The sequence below is a fragment of the Methanosarcina flavescens genome (assembly GCF_001304615.2).
In the GTDB taxonomy this organism is placed as follows: domain Archaea; phylum Halobacteriota; class Methanosarcinia; order Methanosarcinales; family Methanosarcinaceae; genus Methanosarcina; species Methanosarcina flavescens.
In genome coordinates, this window is sequence record NZ_CP032683.1 from 659,621 (window position 1) to 681,393 (window position 21,773).

At 40.4% G+C, this 21,773-nt stretch carries 19 protein-coding genes and 1 CRISPR repeat array; of the genes, 5 read left to right on the forward strand and 14 right to left on the reverse strand.

The genetic code is table 11. The annotated features are described in order from the left end of the window. From AOB57_RS02865 to AOB57_RS02885, 5 genes are all read right to left on the reverse strand, one after another. Positions 1-882, reverse strand: coding sequence for a DUF58 domain-containing protein (locus AOB57_RS02865; protein ID WP_054298552.1), 882 nt, complete (start codon positions 880-882; stop codon positions 1-3). 121 nt (positions 883-1,003) lie between these two features. Further along, positions 1,004-1,978, reverse strand: coding sequence for an AAA family ATPase (locus tag AOB57_RS02870; RefSeq protein WP_054298553.1), 975 nt, complete (start codon positions 1,976-1,978; stop codon positions 1,004-1,006). Positions 1,979-2,154: 176 nt separating this feature from the next. Beyond that, positions 2,155-3,114: a DUF7502 family protein gene (locus tag AOB57_RS02875; protein ID WP_226999611.1), complete on the reverse strand. Its 960-nt coding sequence runs from the start codon at positions 3,112-3,114 to the stop codon at positions 2,155-2,157. Positions 3,115-3,334: 220 nt separating this feature from the next. Further along, on the reverse strand, positions 3,335-4,285 hold the full coding sequence (gene pheA, locus AOB57_RS02880) for a prephenate dehydratase (RefSeq protein ID WP_054298554.1): 951 nt from the start codon (positions 4,283-4,285) through the stop codon (positions 3,335-3,337). 357 nt (positions 4,286-4,642) lie between these two features. Further along, complete coding sequence (locus AOB57_RS02885) at positions 4,643-6,163, reverse strand: DUF4139 domain-containing protein (protein ID WP_054298659.1); 1,521 nt, start codon at positions 6,161-6,163, stop codon at positions 4,643-4,645. 439 nt (positions 6,164-6,602) lie between these two features. Between AOB57_RS02885 and AOB57_RS02890 the strand changes: the two genes are divergently transcribed. Then, positions 6,603-7,913: a PGF-pre-PGF domain-containing protein gene (locus AOB57_RS02890; protein WP_226999612.1), complete on the forward strand. Its 1,311-nt coding sequence runs from the start codon at positions 6,603-6,605 to the stop codon at positions 7,911-7,913. A 153-nt stretch (positions 7,914-8,066) separates the two neighbouring features. Here AOB57_RS02890 and AOB57_RS02895 read toward each other — a convergent pair whose 3' ends face one another. Then, positions 8,067-9,008 carry a nucleotidyltransferase domain-containing protein gene (locus AOB57_RS02895; RefSeq protein WP_054298557.1) on the reverse strand — a complete coding sequence of 314 codons (942 nt, stop codon included), beginning with the start codon at positions 9,006-9,008 and terminating at the stop codon, positions 8,067-8,069. Positions 9,009-9,383: 375 nt separating this feature from the next. On the opposite strand from AOB57_RS02895, the gene AOB57_RS02900 reads away from it, so the two are divergent. Beyond that, positions 9,384-10,685, forward strand: a complete 1,302-nt coding sequence (locus AOB57_RS02900; RefSeq protein WP_082384191.1) for a M20 metallopeptidase family protein — start codon at positions 9,384-9,386, stop codon at positions 10,683-10,685. Between the two features lie 62 nt (positions 10,686-10,747). Beyond that, positions 10,748-11,206, forward strand: a complete 459-nt coding sequence (locus AOB57_RS02905; RefSeq protein ID WP_048168186.1) for a GNAT family N-acetyltransferase — start codon at positions 10,748-10,750, stop codon at positions 11,204-11,206. Between the two features lie 86 nt (positions 11,207-11,292). Here AOB57_RS02905 and AOB57_RS14430 read toward each other — a convergent pair whose 3' ends face one another. The 3 genes from AOB57_RS14430 to AOB57_RS02920 form a co-directional block, all read right to left on the reverse strand. Further along, complete coding sequence (locus tag AOB57_RS14430; protein WP_226999613.1) at positions 11,293-11,613, reverse strand: hypothetical protein; 321 nt, start codon at positions 11,611-11,613, stop codon at positions 11,293-11,295. A gap of 125 nt (positions 11,614-11,738) precedes the next feature. Further along, complete coding sequence (locus AOB57_RS02915) at positions 11,739-12,005, reverse strand: hypothetical protein (RefSeq protein ID WP_048168185.1); 267 nt, start codon at positions 12,003-12,005, stop codon at positions 11,739-11,741. A 226-nt stretch (positions 12,006-12,231) separates the two neighbouring features. Next, positions 12,232-12,684, reverse strand: coding sequence for a hypothetical protein (locus AOB57_RS02920; RefSeq protein ID WP_156149763.1), 453 nt, complete (start codon positions 12,682-12,684; stop codon positions 12,232-12,234). A gap of 388 nt (positions 12,685-13,072) precedes the next feature. Here AOB57_RS02920 and AOB57_RS02925 point away from each other — a divergent pair, with 388 nt between their 5' ends. Together AOB57_RS02925 and AOB57_RS02930 are read left to right on the forward strand one after the other, a co-directional pair. Beyond that, complete coding sequence (locus AOB57_RS02925; protein ID WP_048168183.1) at positions 13,073-13,297, forward strand: hypothetical protein; 225 nt, start codon at positions 13,073-13,075, stop codon at positions 13,295-13,297. A 105-nt stretch (positions 13,298-13,402) separates the two neighbouring features. Continuing rightward, positions 13,403-13,540, forward strand: a complete 138-nt coding sequence (locus AOB57_RS02930) for a hypothetical protein (RefSeq protein ID WP_167829518.1) — start codon at positions 13,403-13,405, stop codon at positions 13,538-13,540. A 484-nt stretch (positions 13,541-14,024) separates the two neighbouring features. Here the strand turns inward: AOB57_RS02930 and AOB57_RS02935 are convergent, their stop codons facing one another. The 5 genes from AOB57_RS02935 to AOB57_RS02955 form a co-directional block, all read right to left on the reverse strand. Then, a complete protein-coding gene (locus AOB57_RS02935) occupies positions 14,025-14,567 on the reverse strand; it encodes a hypothetical protein (RefSeq protein WP_048168182.1) in 543 nt (180 codons plus the stop codon). Between the two features lie 1,681 nt (positions 14,568-16,248). Next, positions 16,249-18,907: a CRISPR direct-repeat array (repeat unit 37 nt; unit sequence GTTTCAATCCTTGTTTTAATGGATCTTGCTCTCGAAT). Between the two features lie 113 nt (positions 18,908-19,020). After that, complete coding sequence (cas4, locus tag AOB57_RS02940; RefSeq protein WP_226999614.1) at positions 19,021-19,710, reverse strand: CRISPR-associated protein Cas4; 690 nt, start codon at positions 19,708-19,710, stop codon at positions 19,021-19,023. Between the two features lie 38 nt (positions 19,711-19,748). Then, positions 19,749-20,039 carry a CRISPR-associated endonuclease Cas2 gene (gene cas2 / locus AOB57_RS02945; RefSeq protein ID WP_054298559.1) on the reverse strand — a complete coding sequence of 97 codons (291 nt, stop codon included), beginning with the start codon at positions 20,037-20,039 and terminating at the stop codon, positions 19,749-19,751. Positions 20,040-20,120: 81 nt separating this feature from the next. Further along, positions 20,121-21,092, reverse strand: coding sequence for a CRISPR-associated endonuclease Cas1 (gene cas1 / locus AOB57_RS02950; RefSeq protein WP_054298560.1), 972 nt, complete (start codon positions 21,090-21,092; stop codon positions 20,121-20,123). Positions 21,093-21,106: 14 nt separating this feature from the next. Continuing rightward, positions 21,107-21,772, reverse strand: coding sequence for a CRISPR-associated endonuclease Cas6 (locus tag AOB57_RS02955; protein WP_226999672.1), 666 nt, complete (start codon positions 21,770-21,772; stop codon positions 21,107-21,109). Between the last annotated feature and the right edge of the window lies 1 nt (position 21,773).

Sequence of the window (21,773 nt, forward strand, 5' to 3'; positions counted from 1 at the left end):
TTAACGTCTCCTTCTCCTGATGGTATGGTAGAAAGCGTCAAAGATAGGGGTATCGGTTGTAAAACTGTAAAACTCAGCCCCTGCTCTCATACAGGCTTTTTTAATTCTTGCGCCATGGTCTTCAAGCTTTTCAAGATATTTCTCTTTGAATCTCTCACTGACGTACGTTCGGATCTCTTCTCCGGTTTCAAGGTCTATAAGCTTGCTGTTACCCTGAAGAGGGAGCATTTTTTCCGTGGGGTCGAGCACCTGGATAAGAATCAGGTCATGGCTCGATAGCCTGGAAACTGCAGCTTCTATTGCCTCGGGTTCCTGAAGAAAGTCCGAGATAAGGATTACAAGGGACCTGGATTTGATTTCCTGGCTGTACTTTATAACAGCTTCCCCTATAGAGGTTCCTCCTGACAGTTCGAGCTTTCCAAGCCTGTCGATTGCCCAGAGAAGATTTTTTCGCCCACGTCTTGGCTTATTTATATCGACTTCCTGTGTAAATGTCGAGATCGCAAACCTATCGTTATATTTTGTTACCATGTAGGCATAACCTGCGGCAAGCATGGCAGCGTACTCAAACTTTGAAGTTCCTTTTTCAGGGTAATCCATACTTTTGCTGGCATCCAGAAGGATATGGGTCGTAAGGGTTTTTTCTTCCTCAAACTGGCGCACATAAAGTTTTTCAGTCCTCGCATAGGCTTTCCAGTCGATATCTTTCAGGCTGTCATTAAGGTCATATTCCCTGAACCCGATGGTATCAATGCCATGCCCGCTCCGGGTAGACGGGCGGTTTCCGGCGTAAACAGTCGATACCCTCTTCCGGACAGAAAATGTAAAGCGGTCAAGCTGCCTGAAGAAGTCCGTTTCAATATTTTGTTTTATGCGAGTCATTCTGGATCGTCAATAAAAAGCTCGGTTTGCCCCGGACTCGGGTAAAACCTTCTGGGTATTAAATTTATTTAATTTATTTGCAGTTCCTTTTCCTGACCAGAAATCGGCCAGGGTTCAGGTTTTACTTTACTTTCTTAATAATATCCTCAATAGCCTGGTCAGGAGTTATTCCGCTTCTTTCGGCTTCGAAGGTCAGGATAAGCCTGTGGCGGAGGACAGGGTATGCCATGTAATCAATATCCTCTTTGCTTACGAAGTTCCTGCCCTCTATAAGGGCTCTGGCTTTTGCAGCAAGAATGAGGCCTATTGACGCTCTCGGAGAAGCTCCATACTCGATACGTGCTTTATCCTTTCTTGTCATACCAACAATAGTAAGGACGCGCTGTTTGAGTTCCTCGGAGATCGGAACCTGCCGAGTGAGTTTCTGCAAATCCAGAAGTGTGGTTTTATCCAGTGCCCTGGAAATTTTCGGAACTTCGGATTTCGTATAGCGGTTTATTATTTCCATTTCTTCCTCATAGGAGGGATAATCTACAAGAATCTTTAAAAGAAAACGGTCAAGCTGGGCTTCAGGCAGAGGATACGTGCCTTCCATTTCTATGGGATTCTGAGTGGCAAGGATGAAGAAGGGGCTGTCCAGCAGGAAGGTATCATTTCCGACTGTTACCTGTTTTTCCTGCATCGCTTCCAGCAGAGCTGACTGGGTCTTTGGGGATGCCCTGTTAATCTCATCCGCAAGTACGACGTTTGAGAAAACTGGTCCTGGCTGGAACCTGAATTCCTTTTTGTGGTCCGTCTCTTCAATGACGTTTGTCCCTGTAATGTCAGAAGGCATGAGGTCAGGAGTACACTGAATCCTGCTGAACTTCAGGTTCATTGCCTTTGAGACTGTGGAAATCATAAGTGTTTTTCCAAGCCCTGGATTACTCTCAACGAGGGCATGCCCTTCACAGAGTATAGCAATTACTATCTGCTCCACCACTCTGTTTTGGCCTACAATAACATTTCCGATCTCTTCAAAAAAACTTTTGAAAATCCTGCCTGCGTTCTGATAGGTCGTGGCAGCCTGCCCGGAGACGGTAATATTCTCACTCATATCTGCTTCACCCTTTAGGTTTCTGTTTTTAGAGGCTTAAAGCCAGCTTTTCCGAACTTTACCTGTTTCTGCAACAGTGTGCCTCCAAAACACTGCTTGTTATTCAAAAACTGCTTTCAGACAATCTTCGAGAAAACTGAATGCAGGTAAATCCGGCTTTATATAGATTTTCCAAATTATTCTTCTGCAAGTTCTTCAAAGTAACTCTGGATAACATTCCGATATCCTTCCGGCAAATTCTCATAATAAGATTGGGAGGCAACCGCTTCAGGGTTTACAGGACCTGACTGGATAAATGATCCGTTAATCTGTTCTCCTGTTTCCTGGCTTGTAAAACCCTGCCCCGCGCCTGGAGGAATTTTCAGGTCAACTTCCTTGCCTTCCACAACGATAACAGCAGGCTCTCCGAAAATGTCTTCCTGGCTCTCATTATTCGAGGTCCCACCGTTCTCCTCTACAGGGTAAAGCTCGCTGTTCGAATCCGAGACAAAGGGAATATTTTCAATCACTCCATTAAGGTCGGTGGGGCTGAACGCTGTCTGGTATCCGGTTCCTGCAACGTATGCAAGAACGGTAAATGCAAATACTATTACAACCAGATCTCTTGCAAGCTTTTTCCGATTAAGAAAGGAAGAGGACTTTACGGATTTCGAATCGATTATTACCCCGCCTATAAGGTCCCGGACAATAATATTGTCAGTATTACGGTTATCGTATGCAGTCCTCAATCTTTCCTTAAGTACAGGATGCGTTTCCTCTATGAGGGCAATCGCATCTTTCTTTTCAGCCCTATGGTGTCTGACGGCTGTTAGGATAAGAGAGAGGATAAAAGCCAAGGAAATAAGCCCCAGCGTCTCAAAAAGAGCATTGAAGCCCAGAATATTGTATCTTGCACCGGTATAAGGTTCGAAGGTGCTAAACATTAGAAATAAATCTTGTATGTTGAAAAGCACGAAAAGGACATAAATTACAAGAAAACTTGCAAACAGGTCTGCAAAAGCATAGAGTCCTCTATATTTTTTTAGGGTTGATTCGTGTCTTTTTACTATTTCTTCAATACTCAGAGCAACCTCGCTCCTTTTTGCAGCCTGGAAAACGGCTGTGATAATGAATAATCGTAAGTAAGACCTGTGCATGAAACATGCAAATATACTATAAGAAGATCTTCTAGAAAGATAGTATAGAAAGATAGTATATAAAAGTACACGTTCTGGAACATGCATTTTTCAGATCTGTGCACTAAACCGGTATTTAGAAAACACTGTATGTAGATTCATGCCTTCTAATATGCAGACATCTTATTACCGCCTTCTGTAAATAATAACATAAGCAGTGCGGAATTCTAAAGCTGAGTAATTATGGCTTTTTAAAAGCGGGATATGAACCCAGTATTTTTAGTGTATGGATTTTGTTCTTTATTTCTTTTAATGCATTTTTTATAAGTGGATCGCTGGCTCTCCCTTCAAAATCGATGTAGAAGTAATAGTCCCCGAGTTCCTTTTTTGAAGGCCTTGATTCGATCCTTGTGAGATTAATTCTGCTTTTTGCAAATGCCCCGAGAATTTCGTATAATGCACCAGGTCTGTCTTTCTCAAGATATACTATAATAGAGGTTTTGCAGGCTGAAAGGCTGGAGTTATCAGGCTCGATTTTACTCTCAGGATAAAACTCGTGCCCCGATTCCTGTTCAGAGCTGGAATATGATTTTACGTTATCAGATTTATTTTCTGCAATAAAGGAAACTTGCTGAACCCGATTCGTCTCTGAGGCTCGCAAAACAATGAAACGGGTGTAATTCTCCTTCCGGTCCTGAACGTTTGAGAGAAGCACTTTTAACCCATAGCATTCGGCAGCCTCGGGGGAGGCTATCGCTGCCATCTCTTCAAACTCGCCTGCAAGCCTTGCTGCGTGGGAAGTGCTGCCTGTACTCCTGAGTTCTGCCTCAGGAAAGTTGGTTTTCAGGAAGTGCCTGCACTGGGCGAGCCCCTGTGGATGCGAAAGTATAACCCTGATTTTCTCAGGCTCGCCTTTTGAGAGCAGGCAGTGCTCGATTTTGACAACAATTTCTCCGATTATTTCAGCCCCGTTCTCAAGAAGCAGATCGAGAGTAACCCCTACCGAGCCCTCAATAGAGTTTTCTATCGGAATTACTGAAAAATCGGATTTTCCCTGTACAACTGCCAGAAACGCATCCTCTATATCTGCAAAATAATGGATTTCGGCGCCATCAAGCATGTTTTTCTGAACCCATAATTTTGCAGCTTTTTCCGAGTACGAGCCCTCGGGACCCATTACACCTATAATCATCTCAAGGGTTAATTGCCGGCATGATAATAATAAGTTTTTGCGCCCGAGTCCCGTCTCGGGAGGACGGTGCCCTTTTCGCTTCGCTCAAGAGGGCTTATTTGGGGGATAGAAATTTTACGTATTTTTGCTCAGTCCCGCAGATTTTTAAGAAAGATTCGATCGCAAGCCTTTTTTGAAAAGACTTGAGCGAAAAACCTCCAGCAACGGCTTTGGTCAAGTGGGCTAAACAAAGAATATTTGTTACTGTTTTTCTGTTTTTCTGTTTTTCTATTTTTCTATTTTTTTCGTATCCTTGTTGGTTTTTTGTGGTCACCTGGGTGTAGAGTCTCTATTTGACAGTTTGATGTTGTTTTTGTTTTAATAGTTGCGTTCTACGGTGTAGGTGATTTTCTTTGAGCTGTCCGCGGGGACGGTTACTTCCCATTCGGCGGTAAAGGCATCTTTTTTCACGTATGGGTCAGAGGTGTTTGTGATTTTCCATTCGCCGTAGAAATGCTCCAGAACCTTCACTTTCTGGGGCTGAGATTTATGGTTTTTGATTTCGGTCTCATAACTCTCTTTCCAGGCGTATTTGGTCAGTCTGTCGTAGTTGGTCCGGGTTCTTTTGCCTGTTACATCAAAAGCATTTCCGACAAAAACCTCTACCTCTTCATCTTTTGGGGTATGCTCTATCCGGTCTTCCCCGAGGAACTGAAGCTGTCCCTGAGAATCAGCTTTATAAACCCTCATAGTCCCGGCAGGAAGGGGCATTCCAAGACCTCTTTCTTTTGAATTGTTCAGAGTAAGGACTGCCCGGACATCGTTGCTTTTTGTGACATCGAACACGAGTTCCTTTTTTACAGGCACGGCATCGGCAGAGAGCAGAGAAAGCTGTTTTACCTGGTTGTTTTTGAGGGTGGCTGGCCTCTCAAGAGTATAGAGATGGTATTCAAAAAGGGACTCCTCAACAAAACTATCCTTTGCCCCTATAGATTCTTCTGCGACTTCTACCACAGCTTCACCCTCATATAGGGGATATGTGGGCGCGACTACGCGGTGAACTTCCCCTGCAACAAGTTTCAGCCTGGCATTCTCATAGGTTGTGCCTGCAGAATTATCTATGCTGACCCAACCCTGGATGTCGGCTTTCGTATCGTCTGCATTTGTTTTTACGATATAATCAGCTTTCCAACTCATACCGCCCGTAAGATAGGAAGTAAGGACATCTCGCTTACCTGCCGCAGGCGAATAGACCTGCCAGACTAAAGTGGGTTTTGTAAGCAGGTCAGCCGAATCCGGGAATTCAACTTTCGAGACTTCGGAAATCGTTACGACTTTACCATCACTCAACCTGAGTACTACCACGCCGTCGTAACTCAATAATGTGCCTGTATATGTGTCCCCTTCTTTTTCGGTTACGGTAATTTCCCTGTCCCGGAATTTCTGCAGAAGCTTTTGCCCGCTTACAAGATCGTATTCGTAGTTCTGTTCCAGCACGGCAGTGTCCTTATTCCTCGTATCCTCAAACATTACTGATGTAGGATCAATAAGGGCAGCAACATCGGTATACTTGACCGTGTTAACCCCGGAATTGAGCTCAAACTCCCTTCTTTCCTTTACAAGAGCAAGGTTATTGTTATAAACAGTAACCTCAGTGCCTGAGTCTATTGTCGCAGCATCTGCTTTAAGAATAACCAGAGGGTTTGGATATTCGACCTCAGTAACGATGCTTGAACTGGATTTAATTCCGTTAACTGCAGTCTCAGACCTATCTGCCTGATCCCTGTCTTCCGTAAAATCAGGATGCAAGGCAAAACCGGGATACACGAAAGCTGCAGACGCGGTTAAAAAAAGGCTTAATGCCAGAATAAACCAGAGATAACTTTTTTGTCTTTTCATAAGAGAAGGATATGCAACTGTTTTATTTATACTTGGCTTTGACTGCAAATATAGTTGAAGTTATCCACCAGGTTTTCTCCTCGATTTTCTATAGGGCTTCCTGTGTAGTGTCCTATCAGATTCCCTACCCTGTTCCTGTTTTTTAGAAGTACTGTGATCAGGAAATTCTATTTGGAGGTTGAAATAAAAAATAAAAAACAGTTATAATAATATACATCAACACATAATTAATAATTTTAAGCGGTTATAGAACATATTTGGAAGCGAGTGAAATTACAGATAACGTGCCGGAAAACAAATTAAACGGAAATAAGCCGGGAAGAAATCAATAGTAAATATGTGCTAAAAAAGAATCAGGTACAAAAAAGACATTAAAAATAATTGTGGATTCATTTCTATGAACATTACCAGGGTTTTCAAGACTAAAAGCAGGATTAAATTGCCTGGCTTTGTATCAGGTTTCGCTTTGATTTTTCTGCTTGTCTGGGCGGTTCTCCCCACCTCAGCCGCAGAGATAGAAGCAAGCAGGGAAATCTCTGCCGAAACAGTTTACCCAGGCGAGAGTTTTGCGGTAACTGTACATATAAAGGCAGACCACGAGCTTGGAGCCCTGGTACTTGATGAGGATCTCCCTGGCGGGTGGCATGTAAACTATTCAGAGAATAATGGGACTATATTTCCGGAAATCAACTTTTTTAAAGCAACCACTCTGGAATGGATATGGATTGAGAACCTCTCAGCCGGAGAAGAAAAGACAGTTATGTATAATGTGACTGTGCCTTTAAATTCCCAGCCTGGTAACTTTTCAATTACGGGCAGAGTCTCCGCTTACTCCGTTCCAGATGTCCCTGTAGAAGGGTTTTCAGAAGTAACAATTACTTATCCTCCTTCTGAGGTTGATATCTCTGCAAGTAACGGAGGCGAAGGAAGTGAAGGAGAAAGTAGCGGAAGCAGAGGAAGTGAAGGAGAAAATAGCGGAAGCGGAGGAAGTGAAGGAGAAAATAGCGGAAGCGGAGGAAGTAGAGGAGGAAGTGGAGGAGGAGGAGGTGCAGGCTCTCCGGAATCAACCAAGAATATTGAACTAAAGGAAGTTTCGAGTGAACAGGTTTTCAAAGGTACTCACACATGCTTTACTTTTAAAGGCGAGATAAATGATATAGCTACTGTAGAATTCGACCCAAAAAAGAACTTCGGAAAAACAACTGCCATTGTAGAGATACTGAAAAACACATCTTCAATCGTTAAGGAACCTGCACCGGGAGCAGTTTACAGAAACATAAACATCTGGATCGGAAATAGCGGCTTCTCAAGTCCTGAGAATTTTGAAAATGCTAGAATAAATTTCAGAGTGAGTAAAGCCTGGATTGCCGATCACCGGGTTAGAGAAAATACTGTGAATCTTTACCGGTACGATAAGGGCTTATGGAATCCGCTGTCCACATCCCTCAATGGGGAAGATGAAAATTACTTCTATTTTACCGCAGAAACTCCAGGCTTTTCTCCTTTTGCAATCTCAGGGATTGAAGAGAAGATCCAATCGGTTGAAATTTCAACAGCCAGAACAGGAGAAAACCGGACTCTGAGCAAAGAAGACATTTCTGACGATAAGACAAACTTTGACAAAGAAAAACAGGGAGTCACTGCTTCAGATATAGAAAAAAAAGAAAAGAAAAGCTCTCCCGAGCCTGGAGCAACCTTTGCGGTGGCTGAATTACTGATTTTGTATGGTATATTGAAGAAAAAAATGTAATCCGAGAAAGGAAAGACAAACAGGGCAAAAACTAAGTTATCAAAGGTCTCTTTTGGGAAGACACTTTTTTGGATTCCATTTGTCTTCTGGCTCGTTCTCTTACCCGGAATACACGAGATAAAGTTCAAATCCCTCTAATTGACGTTTTACTCTTCAAAGATATCCGCACTTCTCAAGCCAGGTGAGAGATCTTATCCATTCCCCTTTTGGCTCCCTGGAGGTGCCCACAACAAGCCGCTTGATGTCTCCTACTTCTTCGACAATGCCGCAGGCTTCTATAAGCTCTCCGGGAAGAGCCTGACCTGCATAGGTATGGGTATATGAGAGCACATGGTCGATCACATCGTGTTCGACTTTGTAGTAAGCAGGGCTGTCAAAAGCGAAATCGGCATTCTTGACCCTGGCTTCAATTTTCATATTTACGGTATCCTCTCCGCGCAGGAGAGGCTCTTTTATCTGGTCCCATTCCCTCACAAAGAGAAGGTCAAAATAAGTGCCCTCAACCATTCCCCGGTTGCCTTTTCTGGACTCATGCAGCATGAACTCATCAAATGAGATGTCTGGGATTCTCTTCCTGTAGATTCTCTGCCACATCTCATCATCGATTTCTTCAATGGGTCCTTCCTGTCGTTTTGCAGCAGTTATTGCATCTCTTGCCCTGAACCACATGGGGCCGTATACAACAAAGTCAATGTCCGAGTTTTCATTCTGGAGACCTGCAAGCATTGAGCCCGTAACTCCCATGCTTGTCCTGGGAATGCCTGCCAGATCGAGTGCCTTTACAATTGCCCTTACGCGGTGGTCAGAGTTAACAAGTTTGGGAATCACGTCGGAAGGACGAAGCACCTGTTTTACCTCGGATTCAGGAACTACATGGACATCCTGCACCCACTCAGGCCTGTGCTCCCTCATGAATTCGAAAGCCGGGCCAAAGTCATATTTTTTGTATCGTAATCCGTTTAACTCCCTCTCCCCATTTTTATCGGGCACGTAACGGAGTGTAGCCCGGATTCCATCGGTGCGGAAATAGTCTGAAACTGCAAAAAGCCAGTTATCTTTCGTGACAAGGAAATCCCTCAGGCGTGTTTTGAGCATTTTATATCATCCCTGTAGCTTACAAGAGAACCAAAAAGTACCCGGATTTTAAGGAATTTCAACAGCCGGGCTTTATAAGAATTTATAATAAACACAAGGAAATGTATTGTACAATTCATGTATATAACTATCAGGTTTTTAACAAAAACCTTTTAAAAAAGGCTTTAGCGAAAAGTACGGGATCAAATAGTGTGATAAAGCCAGGTAAATAATAAGTCGGAGTAATATACCTGAACTTACAAATATTTAAGGAGAATATACTCTGGAATAAAATAAAACACAAATAAAGTATATTAAAATAGTGCATTGTAAATTAAAAGATTATTAAGATTACAAACAGTGAGTATTACGGACAGTAAATGTAACCAGAAATAAATGTTACAGATCAGAAACGGAATAGACTGCAGGTGCAGAACATCCGAGGTAATGCTTTTGAGAGAGAACCCCAGTGTAGAAGCGCTTGAAACCTGGATTATACAGCTCAGGCGCGAGTTTCACAGATACCCTGAACTCAGTTTTGAGGAGTACGAGACCCAGAAGCGAATCCAGAAAATACTCGAGGAACTGGGAATAGAAGCCAGAAAAATTGCAGACACAGGCGTACTTGCAAGCATCAGAGGAACTTTACCCGGTCCCTGTATTGCACTTCGATCTGATATGGATGGGCTGCAGGTGCAGGAAGAGTTAACTGAAAGGAATAGCGAATACATATCCAGAAATAAGGGAGTAATGCACGCCTGCGGGCATGACGGGCACATGGCAATGCTTTTCGGGGCTGCGAAGCTATTTCAGGAAAAGCGGGATTTTCCAGGTGAAGTCCGCCTTATCTTCCAGCCTGCTGAAGAGATCCCTCCTGGAGGTGCTGAAAGGGTAATTGCAGAAGGCGGGCTTGAGGGCGTGGATGCGATTATGGGGATGCATATATTCACCAATCATGAATCAGGAAGTGTGGGCTTCCGTTCAGGACCGTTCATGGCAAGCACCAACAGATTTGAGATTACCCTTACAGGAAAGGGAGGCCACATCTCAAAACCTGAAAATTGCATTGACCCTGTCCGGATGGCAACGGATTTTCTAAACAGCTTTTATCCTGCTCTGGAAAAACAGCTTGAGCCAGATAAATATATTATTGGAGTGGGGAGGATTCAAGGGGGAGCCCAATTCAATAGAATTCCTGATACTGTAGAGATCCTTGGAAGTTATCGGACCTTTGACCGGGAGACTACAGATATCATCGACAGGACAATAGAGGAATGCCTGAAAAAAGTGGTAAAAAGATATGTAAAGCCTGGAGAAGAATTTTCAGGCCTCCCTGACTACAAGCTTGATATACTGCACGGTTATCCTGTCCTTGTCAATGACCCGGTGTTTACAAACGCGGTAAACTCAAAGCTTCAGGAGAATTTCCCGGAGCTCACAATCTATCCTGAGATCGAAAAAACCTTTGCCGCCGAAGATTTTGCAAGTTACCTGCAGAAAATTCCAGGAATTTTCCTTTCCCTGGGTACCCGCAATCCGGAAAAAAATATCGTGGAAATCAATCACTCATGCACATTCGATATTGATGAGGCTATCCTCATTACGGGCACGGAGATATTTTATACTATATCGCTGGATTTCCTTAATAATCCGGAAAAATATCTCAATCCCGTAACTACTTCAACCCCGAGCCGTTAAGAAAAAGCCTGAAAACCGATAAGTGAGAAATAACGGGACTGCCCTGTTTGCGGAGGAAATAAATGATAATCCAGAGATATGAAGACTCCAGAAAGGAAGAAGTCCGTGAGGTTGTTCTTGAAGTTTTGCAGGAGCATGGTTTTGAACCCGACAGGCTAAAAGATGCTGACCTTAACGACATAAACGGCTATTACTTCGGAAGCGGTGGCATGTTTTTCGTAGGAATCGTCGATGACAAAGTTATAGGTACGGCAGGCGTCCGAAAACTCGATGAAAATTGGTGCGAAATCCGCCGTATCTACCTTAAAAAAGCCTTCCGGAGCAAAGGCAATGGAAAAAAACTCTTCAGGGCTGCTCTCGATTTTGCTGAAAAAAACTGCTCGGCTGTAGTCCTTAAAACCGACTCAACCCTCACGAAAGCAATTGATATGTATCTCAAACACGGCTTCACTTTCCAGAAAGAAGAAACAGGATACCTGTATTTCGAAAAAAAGTTTGATCAAAAACCAAAAATCGTGTGATCAAATTTTTTATGGATTTTATTTGTGAATATTCAGGACGAGTAATTTTTTCACTGAGCGTTAATGCCCCTCCTGATGCATGTCAATCACCACGGATATCTAGCCATTTTTGCTTTTGCCTTTCTCACAGCTTCTGCCAGCCTTTCCATGCTCAGAAAACCATGCTGGCTGAGAACTGCACCGAGATATTCATCATTTTCATTGAACACAGGGTAATGCAATGGATCCATTGTATACCAGCTGACGTTTACTTTTTTCGGATAGCCGGTTCTGTTTATGTTCATTGTTATTGTACCATCAGCAGCGTTGAAGTAATATTCACGTTCAGGCTCACTGGATAGTATTTCTCCGAGTATTTCTTTTACAGCCTGGTTCCTTCTGCCATTCAATCCGGTTTCATAAATCATCCGGTACCAACTCCTGTAGTTTTACGGGCTCAAACAATATCAGCATACTCGAGAGACATGGCAGTTCAATTTCTATTATGTGCATCCTGAGAATGCTTCATTGGTTTTTAGTAATCTGAGGGTAATTAACATACCCTTAAGGAACGTAGTATCCGTTCTTTAGACGAGAGGGTTTCATCTTTCAAAATTTCAAGTTTTTTATATAATTCTCCCAAATGGATTTTTTTCTCTCTTATGATTTCCATTGTTTCGTCATAATGAGGTCCTTCTGTTATATTTTGGGTAGCTAGATCCTCTGTATAGCCTTTAATGTCTTCTTCATCAAGCTCGATCAACGTTTGAATGTTTTTTATCTGACCTTCCAATGCTATTCTATCCATGTCTTCAGTCATGTTTTTATTCCTCTTCTACAGTCCAGGTTTCAATCCCTCTAAGGCCTGATTTTAACTGTTTTATTTTACATTCTTCCAAATCTGAGCAAGTGTTTCACTCCCTCTAAGGCTTGATTTTAACCCGTCTCTTGCTTTTGTTTTTTCACTTTATCCGACTTTGCATTGTTAGCAATTCGAAATATTTCATTTAGTAATTCATCACTCATGCTGCCATCTTCTCTAAGACTCATTTAATTTCACTCACTTCTATAACATATCTGTTACTCTTTTCTTCTTTTCTCACATATCCAATTACTGTTACAGCTTTACCACTTGAAAAATCAATATCGTTATTCAAGGCTAGATAAACACCTTCTTTTGCGGAATATACTTTATAATTTTCAAAAATCGGAACATAAGTAACATTCGTGTATGTTGTAGTTGTTGTTCCTGAAGATGTTGTATATGGAATGAATATAGGCATCATAAAACTAAGCTTAGTACCTTCATCTATATGTTCTTGAATTATGAGAGTTACACTTACTTTTTGGTTTATGTGATTTCCGACATCGTTAGCGTCTATATTGATTGGAGGTTTCGCATCGGCTATTAGTGCCGAAACTGCCATTAGTGCCAAAACTATTATACCAACAACTGCCAAGACTACCATTAATCCCATTATTAGCTCATATGAATCCATTTTTACCTCATTTTTAGTGAAAAACGCTTTCCAACAGAAGTGTTGGAGGCGGTTAGATTTTCTTTTGATTGGTCTTTTCTTGTTGGTCATATTATCACTTCAAAAAAAAGATATGGGGTTAAACCTCACGCACACTGACCTTATACCTCCCATTGGGATAATCCACAGTTTTATAGTAATAATCCTCGCCAATATTAATATTCTATACTGGCTATCCGTGACGAGTAGCCATCCGTATAAATCCGTCACCACAATACAGCGTTATTGCGATATCATCTGTCCTTACTGCAATGAGAAGTCTGGTAGATGGTTAAAGCTGAAAAAATATATAGAAAACAATTCATAGGGGCTTAGAGTTGCCTGTGTGGATACCCAACGAGGTTAACAAATGCCAGAAAGAAAAGCTTTAGGGCAAAACGAAGGAGAAAGAAACTTCTACACCGGGGGATTTGTCAGAACCGGATATAAATTCCGGGGAAAGGTAGAGAAATACATCAAAGGCTACCAGGGCAGGCGTGAAGATGCGTATAAGCCTCTTGTAACTGATTATAAGCTTTCAAAACCCACAAAAGTAAGAAATTTATGGAAGAAGGAGGAAGTTAAGGATGTTTGAAGAACCTGTTATGGATATTTCAAAAATCGACGAAGAAAAGGCAAAAAAGCAAATGAATAAGGAAATAGCTGATTCAATTAAGTGCAGGTTTCGTGGGGCTCATAGATGACGAAGAGTAAAATTAACTTGCTTAAAACCCCTATAAAGCCATTCTCTGCTATATTTTGGGCTGCTGTTATTGTGGTTATGGCTGTTTTCGGGCTGTTATTGAGAAGGAAGAAAGCAGACCTGAGAAAAAAGTAATTTTTGCCTTTCCTTTTTATACAGGATTTTCCTTATTTTTATAAATCGCTTGCTTGCAACTTTGGCGCAAGTTTCTTTCTTAACTACTCCTCTGCTAATAGCTGTTTTTCCATAGCATATTGTTTTTGCAGGTTCTCGATATCTCTATATACTAATTCTAATAGTCTCGGATCTTTTTTCCCTGTATGCGCTTTTTCTGGCTCCCGAGCTGGCCTATCTTCTTTTGCCTGGACTTCTGGCTTGACCTCTTCTGTGTTGGCCTCTGATCTTTTGTAATCCTGGCTTTTGAAATATTATAAAAAATTTAAGTTAACTTTGATCGTCTGAGGGTCTTCCCCTGACGGTTACAAAAAACAAAAAAATAAAAGGGAGAGTTTTTCGTTTTTAAAAAAGCCTGTCGGAAGCTCCTTTCCAATGGGTAAGGTGAAAGTACCTTTCCTTTCTGATCCCATTATAATGAGCTTGTCTGTAGGCCTTAGAGATATTAAGCCATTTCAGGATGCTTTTTCTTAAAGTCTTCTATCATTGTTTTATACTCTGCATAGTATTCGTTTCCTCTTATCAGAGATTCTGCCGCGTCTTCTATTGTGACTTCTGCTAATGCTGTGTTTCCTGCGTTAATATGTTCGAGAGATATGTCTATACGCTTTGCAAAAGCTCCATAAGAGCCCATCATATCAGCATATTTCTGTACTGCTGGTTCCAGGTCATCATCATAATAATAAAATGCGCTCTCATAGCTTGATTTGTTTGATTCCGTGATAATGTATGCTGTAAGAGCTGTTATTTGCGATAGATCTTCTGGATTACTTAGAACAGTTGCAAGTTCGTTTGCAGCACTGGATACATTCTCTGCATCCGAGCTTGTTTTCTGCATCCATTCCTTGCTCTGGTCTGTGTGCTCCTCTGCAGGGCTGCCTGTGTTGTCCGTTGTCTTTTGGGTTGATGATTGACTAGAACATCCAGCAACAAAGATCACAGCAGCAATAAGAAGAAGAATTGCTAAAGTTTTCTGAGTTTTATTCATTGTTCTTCCTTCCTTTAGCAAAAAGAAAGAAGATAAGTAATTAAAAACCTTTTTATTTTTTTAGTAATGCACTTCCTCAAAGAATCCATCAAAGATCTGGCCTGAACTCTAGAGCCTGAAAATAAAGCTGTTTTTTAAAAAGAATGAAAACTATTACTGATAATGTTTTTATCAGTCCTTGATGGACTCAAGCAGAGAGCTCTGCTCAGGAATAGGGCATTAAAATGATATTCCAGACTTGCAGGTCAACCAGGAACCGCACTTCCTCAAGGAGTCCATCAAGGAACACAGAATATGGAGCTCGGCTTCGTGTGTGCAACTCTCAGCGTAGTTTAAAAAGACCGCGTTTAATTCCATCTTCTATAATAGAATTTATTTCAGAAAGACCAAATTCTTTTCCATGATCTGGATATTTCAAAATAAATGCTTGAGCAATTATTAAGGAATTTGGAAGATCTCGATAATATGTTTTAGAGATGAAACTAGTAAGGTCATTAAAAACTAAATCGGATATTTTTTGTGGGACCATCATATACCAAAAGTCAAACACTATAACACCATGATGTTTTCCATGATGTGTATAAACCTGGTATACCTAAATTCCAAGCGAAAAAAAGCGTCTAACAATACTAGCATACATCTTATATTATATAAATTGATGTATTTTCAATACTGCCTGACATCTTCAATCATTTTTCATGAATCTTTTTTCCTTCCCTTCTCAGATCTTCTGTTCTCTTATCCTTCTCTTCGAGTAACACTTGAAGCTCTTCAATCTGAGCTCTCAATTATGGGGATATAAGCTATAATTCTCTCTAAATATTGCCTGTGTGTTTCTCATAGTTTTTTTTCTGTTAACGTATACCTTATCGGCAGGTAAAATATCAAGGTCGAAATATCAAGGCTCTAGCTAACGATTTCTAAAAGTGTGTCTATAGTCTTTGGAATGACTTGTGAACAAAACACATAGGTACGTTTAACCGATAGCGTTTATTTTCGTTGAGTGAACAAAACCACTAAATTTTTCAGGTTCAATTTGTCATTTTTGAAGGATGCCTTAAATTTCAGTTTTCCACAGGAAATGGAGGTTAAAACCAGACATGTATATAAGTACAGTATTACGAATTGTTTAAGATTTCATACTATTTTTGTGAAAATGAAAGTTTATTTTTGACAGGCAATTGCAGGAAGAATTTAGAGGATTTTGTAAAGGTGTGTTTCCTATAGAGCCTGTGGAACTCTTGAAATCTATATTTTCTTCATTCCTAAATAATTTATCGGTTTTACTTATTCTTTCTGATGTTTGATAAGCTTGTATATCCGCGTCATTATAAGAATAAAAAGAAGAATTACTAATATGACCAGTATAAGTTCTGCTGTGCTTATAATCGAGACCCCCATGATTTGTTATTATTATTGATATTATTTTTATTTTTAATATATTATTTGCTATCCTTATTTCCTTACATATGTTCCTTCTTCAGCTAAATAGACCCAAGTTTCAATCCCTCTAAGGTCTGATTTTAACTATTGCTCTGGAGCATGTAAGGAAGCATACCGCCGAAAAATGAAAAAAGAAGACATGGTATAAGTTTTGATAATATGATTCCTAACGGTTTTGTTTTTTTGAATATTCTGCGGCAAGTAATGACAATAAAACAAATATCAATAACCTACTTAGGTTTCAATCCTTGTTTTAATGGATCTTGCTCTCGAATCCTCTGGAAATCTCCGACCCACATATCACGGTCTAGTTTCAATCCTTGTTTTAATGGATCTTGCTCTCGAATCTCATACACAAAATACTTCTTTCCTTTGTATTCTGTAGTTTCAATCCTTGTTTTAATGGATCTTGCTCTCGAATTATACTTTGCGTGCATAGTATGTATTGTACACGGGGGTTTCAATCCTTGTTTTAATGGATCTTGCTCTCGAATCTATAGCCTAGTTATAGCAAAACAACTATTTATAAGTTTCAATCCTTGTTTTAATGGATCTTGCTCTCGAATTGCAATGCTATCCTGCCTCATTGCAGGATAGCGATGTTTCAATCCTTGTTTTAATGGATCTTGCTCTCGAATTGCTGGGCTTGGGACAAATCTATAATGGGGATATTTGTTTCAATCCTTGTTTTAATGGATCTTGCTCTCGAATTGCGAAAGGTGCGTCCGGTACGACTACCGTAATACGTTTCAATCCTTGTTTTAATGGATCTTGCTCTCGAATGATTGTAGAAGACATGAAAGAAAATGGGTGGTGTGGGTTTCAATCCTTGTTTTAATGGATCTTGCTCTCGAATAAAATGCTACCAACATGTACCCCGGAAGATTGGTGAGTTTCAATCCTTGTTTTAATGGATCTTGCTCTCGAATGAGAAAACGGTATTCAGCTAGCCAATGAAAGTAAGTTTCAATCCTTGTTTTAATGGATCTTGCTCTCGAATTATTTACTATATCCCCTTCGCCGATAGGGCCGGTAGGTTTCAATCCTTGTTTTAATGGATCTTGCTCTCGAATAAGGGTGTACACGGAGTGCGCGCCCTTATCAAGTTTGGTTTCAATCCTTGTTTTAATGGATCTTGCTCTCGAATTCATTTACATGATTCCCACAAGAACATTGAAGTCCTGGTTTCAATCCTTGTTTTAATGGATCTTGCTCTCGAATGATCTTTTCTCATTGTACATTAGAAATGGTACAAGTTTCAATCCTTGTTTTAATGGATCTTGCTCTCGAATACAGCCGTCACTTTTGTACCAAATCCTTATGAGAAGTTTCAATCCTTGTTTTAATGGATCTTGCTCTCGAATGTCTGTAACGATTCCTAGAGCATCTGAGAGCGATTGTTTCAATCCTTGTTTTAATGGATCTTGCTCTCGAATAGGCTGTAGAGGAATAAATGAACTACTGGAACCACGGTTTCAATCCTTGTTTTAATGGATCTTGCTCTCGAATTGGGTGGGGCATATGCAGAATGTTATGCCAGATTAAAGTTTCAATCCTTGTTTTAATGGATCTTGCTCTCGAATGGAATCATGGCACTATTGTTGGTGGGGTCACTAAATGTTTCAATCCTTGTTTTAATGGATCTTGCTCTCGAATTTGTCATTGAGTACGCGCTCAACATACTCAATAGGTTTCAATCCTTGTTTTAATGGATCTTGCTCTCGAATTGGTCGGCGTTCTCACCTTTCGATGCTATGATCTTCTGTTTCAATCCTTGTTTTAATGGATCTTGCTCTCGAATCCGGACAGGTCCCTTTTAATTTGTGAGAGTGACATTAGTTTCAATCCTTGTTTTAATGGATCTTGCTCTCGAATTCTGTAATGGTCCCGCGATAGGTATAATTGACGTAGGTTTCAATCCTTGTTTTAATGGATCTTGCTCTCGAATCAGTTAATCAGCAGGGGAAACAGAGTCCTCTCGTATAGTTTCAATCCTTGTTTTAATGGATCTTGCTCTCGAATCTGAGCCGTATAACGAGTACCTGAGCCCAGGATACTAGTTTCAATCCTTGTTTTAATGGATCTTGCTCTCGAATAAAAAGAAACTTTATTGAATATATCGAAAAGCCATAGTTTCAATCCTTGTTTTAATGGATCTTGCTCTCGAATCAGGAAATACGGGGTGATCACATGTCCGAAATATGTTTCAATCCTTGTTTTAATGGATCTTGCTCTCGAATCTGACAAAATATGACAAACGCACTTGCAACTTTCAGGTTTCAATCCTTGTTTTAATGGATCTTGCTCTCGAATTCTTAACTAACTGCTGATAGCGGAAAAATCTATTATGTTTCAATCCTTGTTTTAATGGATCTTGCTCTCGAATACGATACTTATGACATGTCAGATATAGAGGTTTACGGGTTTCAATCCTTGTTTTAATGGATCTTGCTCTCGAATTTTTCCTTTTTAGTTTGGTTATACGAAATATAACAGTTTCAATCCTTGTTTTAATGGATCTTGCTCTCGAATAAGTCTGTAAAGTCTTTTTTCCCATCAGTTAATTCAGGTTTCAATCCTTGTTTTAATGGATCTTGCTCTCGAATTTTTTACGACTTCCCCGCCGTCCCTAGTGGACTGAGGTTTCAATCCTTGTTTTAATGGATCTTGCTCTCGAATTTGTAAGTTACAAGGGAGATATAATAGCATGAAATGTTTCAATCCTTGTTTTAATGGATCTTGCTCTCGAATAATTATGGATCATTTCTTGGTAAGCTTCGTGTTTCTGTTTCAATCCTTGTTTTAATGGATCTTGCTCTCGAATCTAACAATTTCCTTGATAGCTCCGAGGTCCGAGATGGTTTCAATCCTTGTTTTAATGGATCTTGCTCTCGAATAGGGCAAAATTTTCCGTTATTTGGCTAGAAAAAGCCTGAGATTAGCCCTATATTAAAACTAAATTTCTTGTTGGGATATTATCAAACCCTTTATAAATACAAGAAAAACCTCTTCATACGCAGATATTACGGTAACAGCAATCTACGCACTTTCTAGAAGATCTAGAGGTCTTTGGATATAAGCCTTTTTGAATTATATCAAGGATTTCCTGTATAATCTTTTCGGCTTTTTTGAAATCAGAGGTTGTGATTTCTATTTCTTTGACAAGGCTGTTGCTGCGTGTAAAACAAATATATGCGCGATTAACTTCAATATTGTAGTTTTCCCGGATCAGAAGCGCCTGCAAGACGAGTTGAAACTTATAGGTTTTAAAGACCTTCTCTTTGTATTCGGCAAATTTGTATTCAAGGGGAGCGGCGGTTCCGTCTTCCAGAAACAGGACTTCATCAACAATTCCTTTTATATGGCGTTTTTTTGAGGCAATAAAAACATTGCTTTCTTTCCTGATGCAATCCAGACTTCTCCGGAGGTAGTCCCTGTTTGTAAGCTTTCTGGTCTCATGAACTTCGCGACCTTTCAAGACTTTAAACCTTTTTTCTTCGTGCTGCGGAATATCAAGACAGTACATATAATAAATGAAACGAGAACAAAACAAATACTCAAGCACGTCTGAAATTCTGATTATTGTTCCGAAATCCGTTTCAGCATATATACTGTCATCGCCTCCGATGTCGCTTTCAACATCTATTTGAGTGCCTGCTCTCAGACCATCCTCAACTATTATGGGCTCAGATTTTGTCATATCTTCCCTCTGGAAAACTTAGAGAAATTCGGAAAAATTCAGAAAAACTTGGTTATCACTTCGTCGCTGACAAGATCCTTATCGAAAGCCTGGCCGATAAGCAGGACTTTTTTAAATGACTGCTCATCCATAGGAAATACGTACACAGAATCTTTTTCCGTATCAATCAATTCTTCACACTCAAGCCCCAGAGACTCTCTATCATTTGTATTCAGGTCTCCCAAAAACACGCTTTTCTGAACCCTGTAAAGCCCATAGTTCTTACAGCGGTCGCTGACCTTCTGGCGAGTCCTGTTATCCGTAATATCATATATCACCCAGACAAGCAAACCCAATCCCCTCTGTATTATTTCCAGATCTCATATTATAATATTTTAGGATCTCATCGTGTGACTTATTGTTTTACTGTTCTATTTTCCAATCAGGCTGTTCGCAATCCTGTGGCAGTCGAACTGGATCGTGTTTCCGATTTTTATGTTCCTGCCCCCGTAACTTATTTCTTTCTCGAAGGTTTCATTGACAGCCTGGATCAGGACAGCTTTTCCTTCTTTATTAAGGGTTAACCCATTTGGAATCGTATCGAAAAAGCTGTCCATCACCTGTTTCTTTGAAAAAAGGTTGAAAACAGTCCTATCGATATGAATGCGGTACATTTCGATCAGGTCAAACACAAAAGATTTCTTGTTATAGTCGTCCGTGTGGTTGAAACCAACATAAGGGTCAAGCCCAGCGATAATACACGCCTTTTCCACCTTCGAATATAAAACCCCATACCCATAATTCAAAAGGCAGTTAAATTCGTCCTTTGCAGGGTTCCGGCTTCTGCCATTGAATTTCCATTTATCGGGCAGAAGGAAGCTCAAGGCCCCAAAATAATTTCTGGAAGCCATGCCCTCAAGCCCCATAATTTTCCCGCGCATCTCGTCAAGAGTTCCCTCAAGCGCTTCAAGCTGGGCTTTTGTCTCGATCATTGAAGCAATATAATCATCGAGTTCATCTTTCTGCTCAGGTCTGTTCTTTTTAAGGTCTTTCAGGAAAAGGATCTGGTTCTCGACTTTCTGCTCAACCCACCCTTTTGCCAGCCTGAACCCTTCCGATCCTTCCGAAATCTCAAGCTGCCTTCTTCTTATATAGGTCGTGCTTCCCAGCTTTGAATGCCAAACCCGTCCGTAAGGGTCCCCGAAATTGTCCAGAAAAACGATATCGATATTATTTTCCACCGCAAATTTGATTGCGTCGGTGGTAATGGTTGCAGAAGTTGTAATGAGGATGCTGTCCACTTTCTTTTCCGAGACTTCGAAGATTTTGTCTTCGTTTTTGACAAGGAAACAGTTATTCTGCTTTTTCAGGAAAGAGCCGTGAGAATTGATTACAAGCTGCATGATATAACCCCTCCTTATATTTTTTTAATTGAACCATATCCCCTGGAAACAGATTTTCCAATTCCAATGTAATTAGGGAGACTAAAGTTAGATTTGAATTCGCCCCTAAAGCCAACCATTACTTTGCCCTTAAAATTTAATCTCATTGGCTTGACATTCAGCTTAACTCTAATTTCATCCTCAACCCTAAAGTTAAGATATTTTGCCATTGAAAGCAAATTTCCAATTAGAATCTTTGTTAATAAATCGTCTTTTTCAATTTCATCTGCAGCGTTGTACTTTGTTATGTTTTCCTGATTTAAAGCGAGCCAAGGAGTTTTAAAAACATACTGACTGATCTTATCAGTAGTGCCAAAGATAGTAGATTCAGTAATTATCTCTGCTCTATCGAGACAAAATCGAGTACCTTCAATATTTAGTTCTTCCTCACAAATACCGATATCCAAAATAAGATTTGAACCTTCATCTAATCCGAGAAGCGTGGGTATACCATCAATCACTTTATACTGGACTAAGGGATACCTGTAAATGTTCATATCTTCTCTATGATTATGCATAAGCTCTTCAGAGGAATATTTTTTTGCGAAGAAACCTCTCAGCTTTGAACCATCACGCATACGCAGACGGACATCTGGATACTGTAGACAAGTGTAGTTTATATACAAAAAACAAGTCTCCATA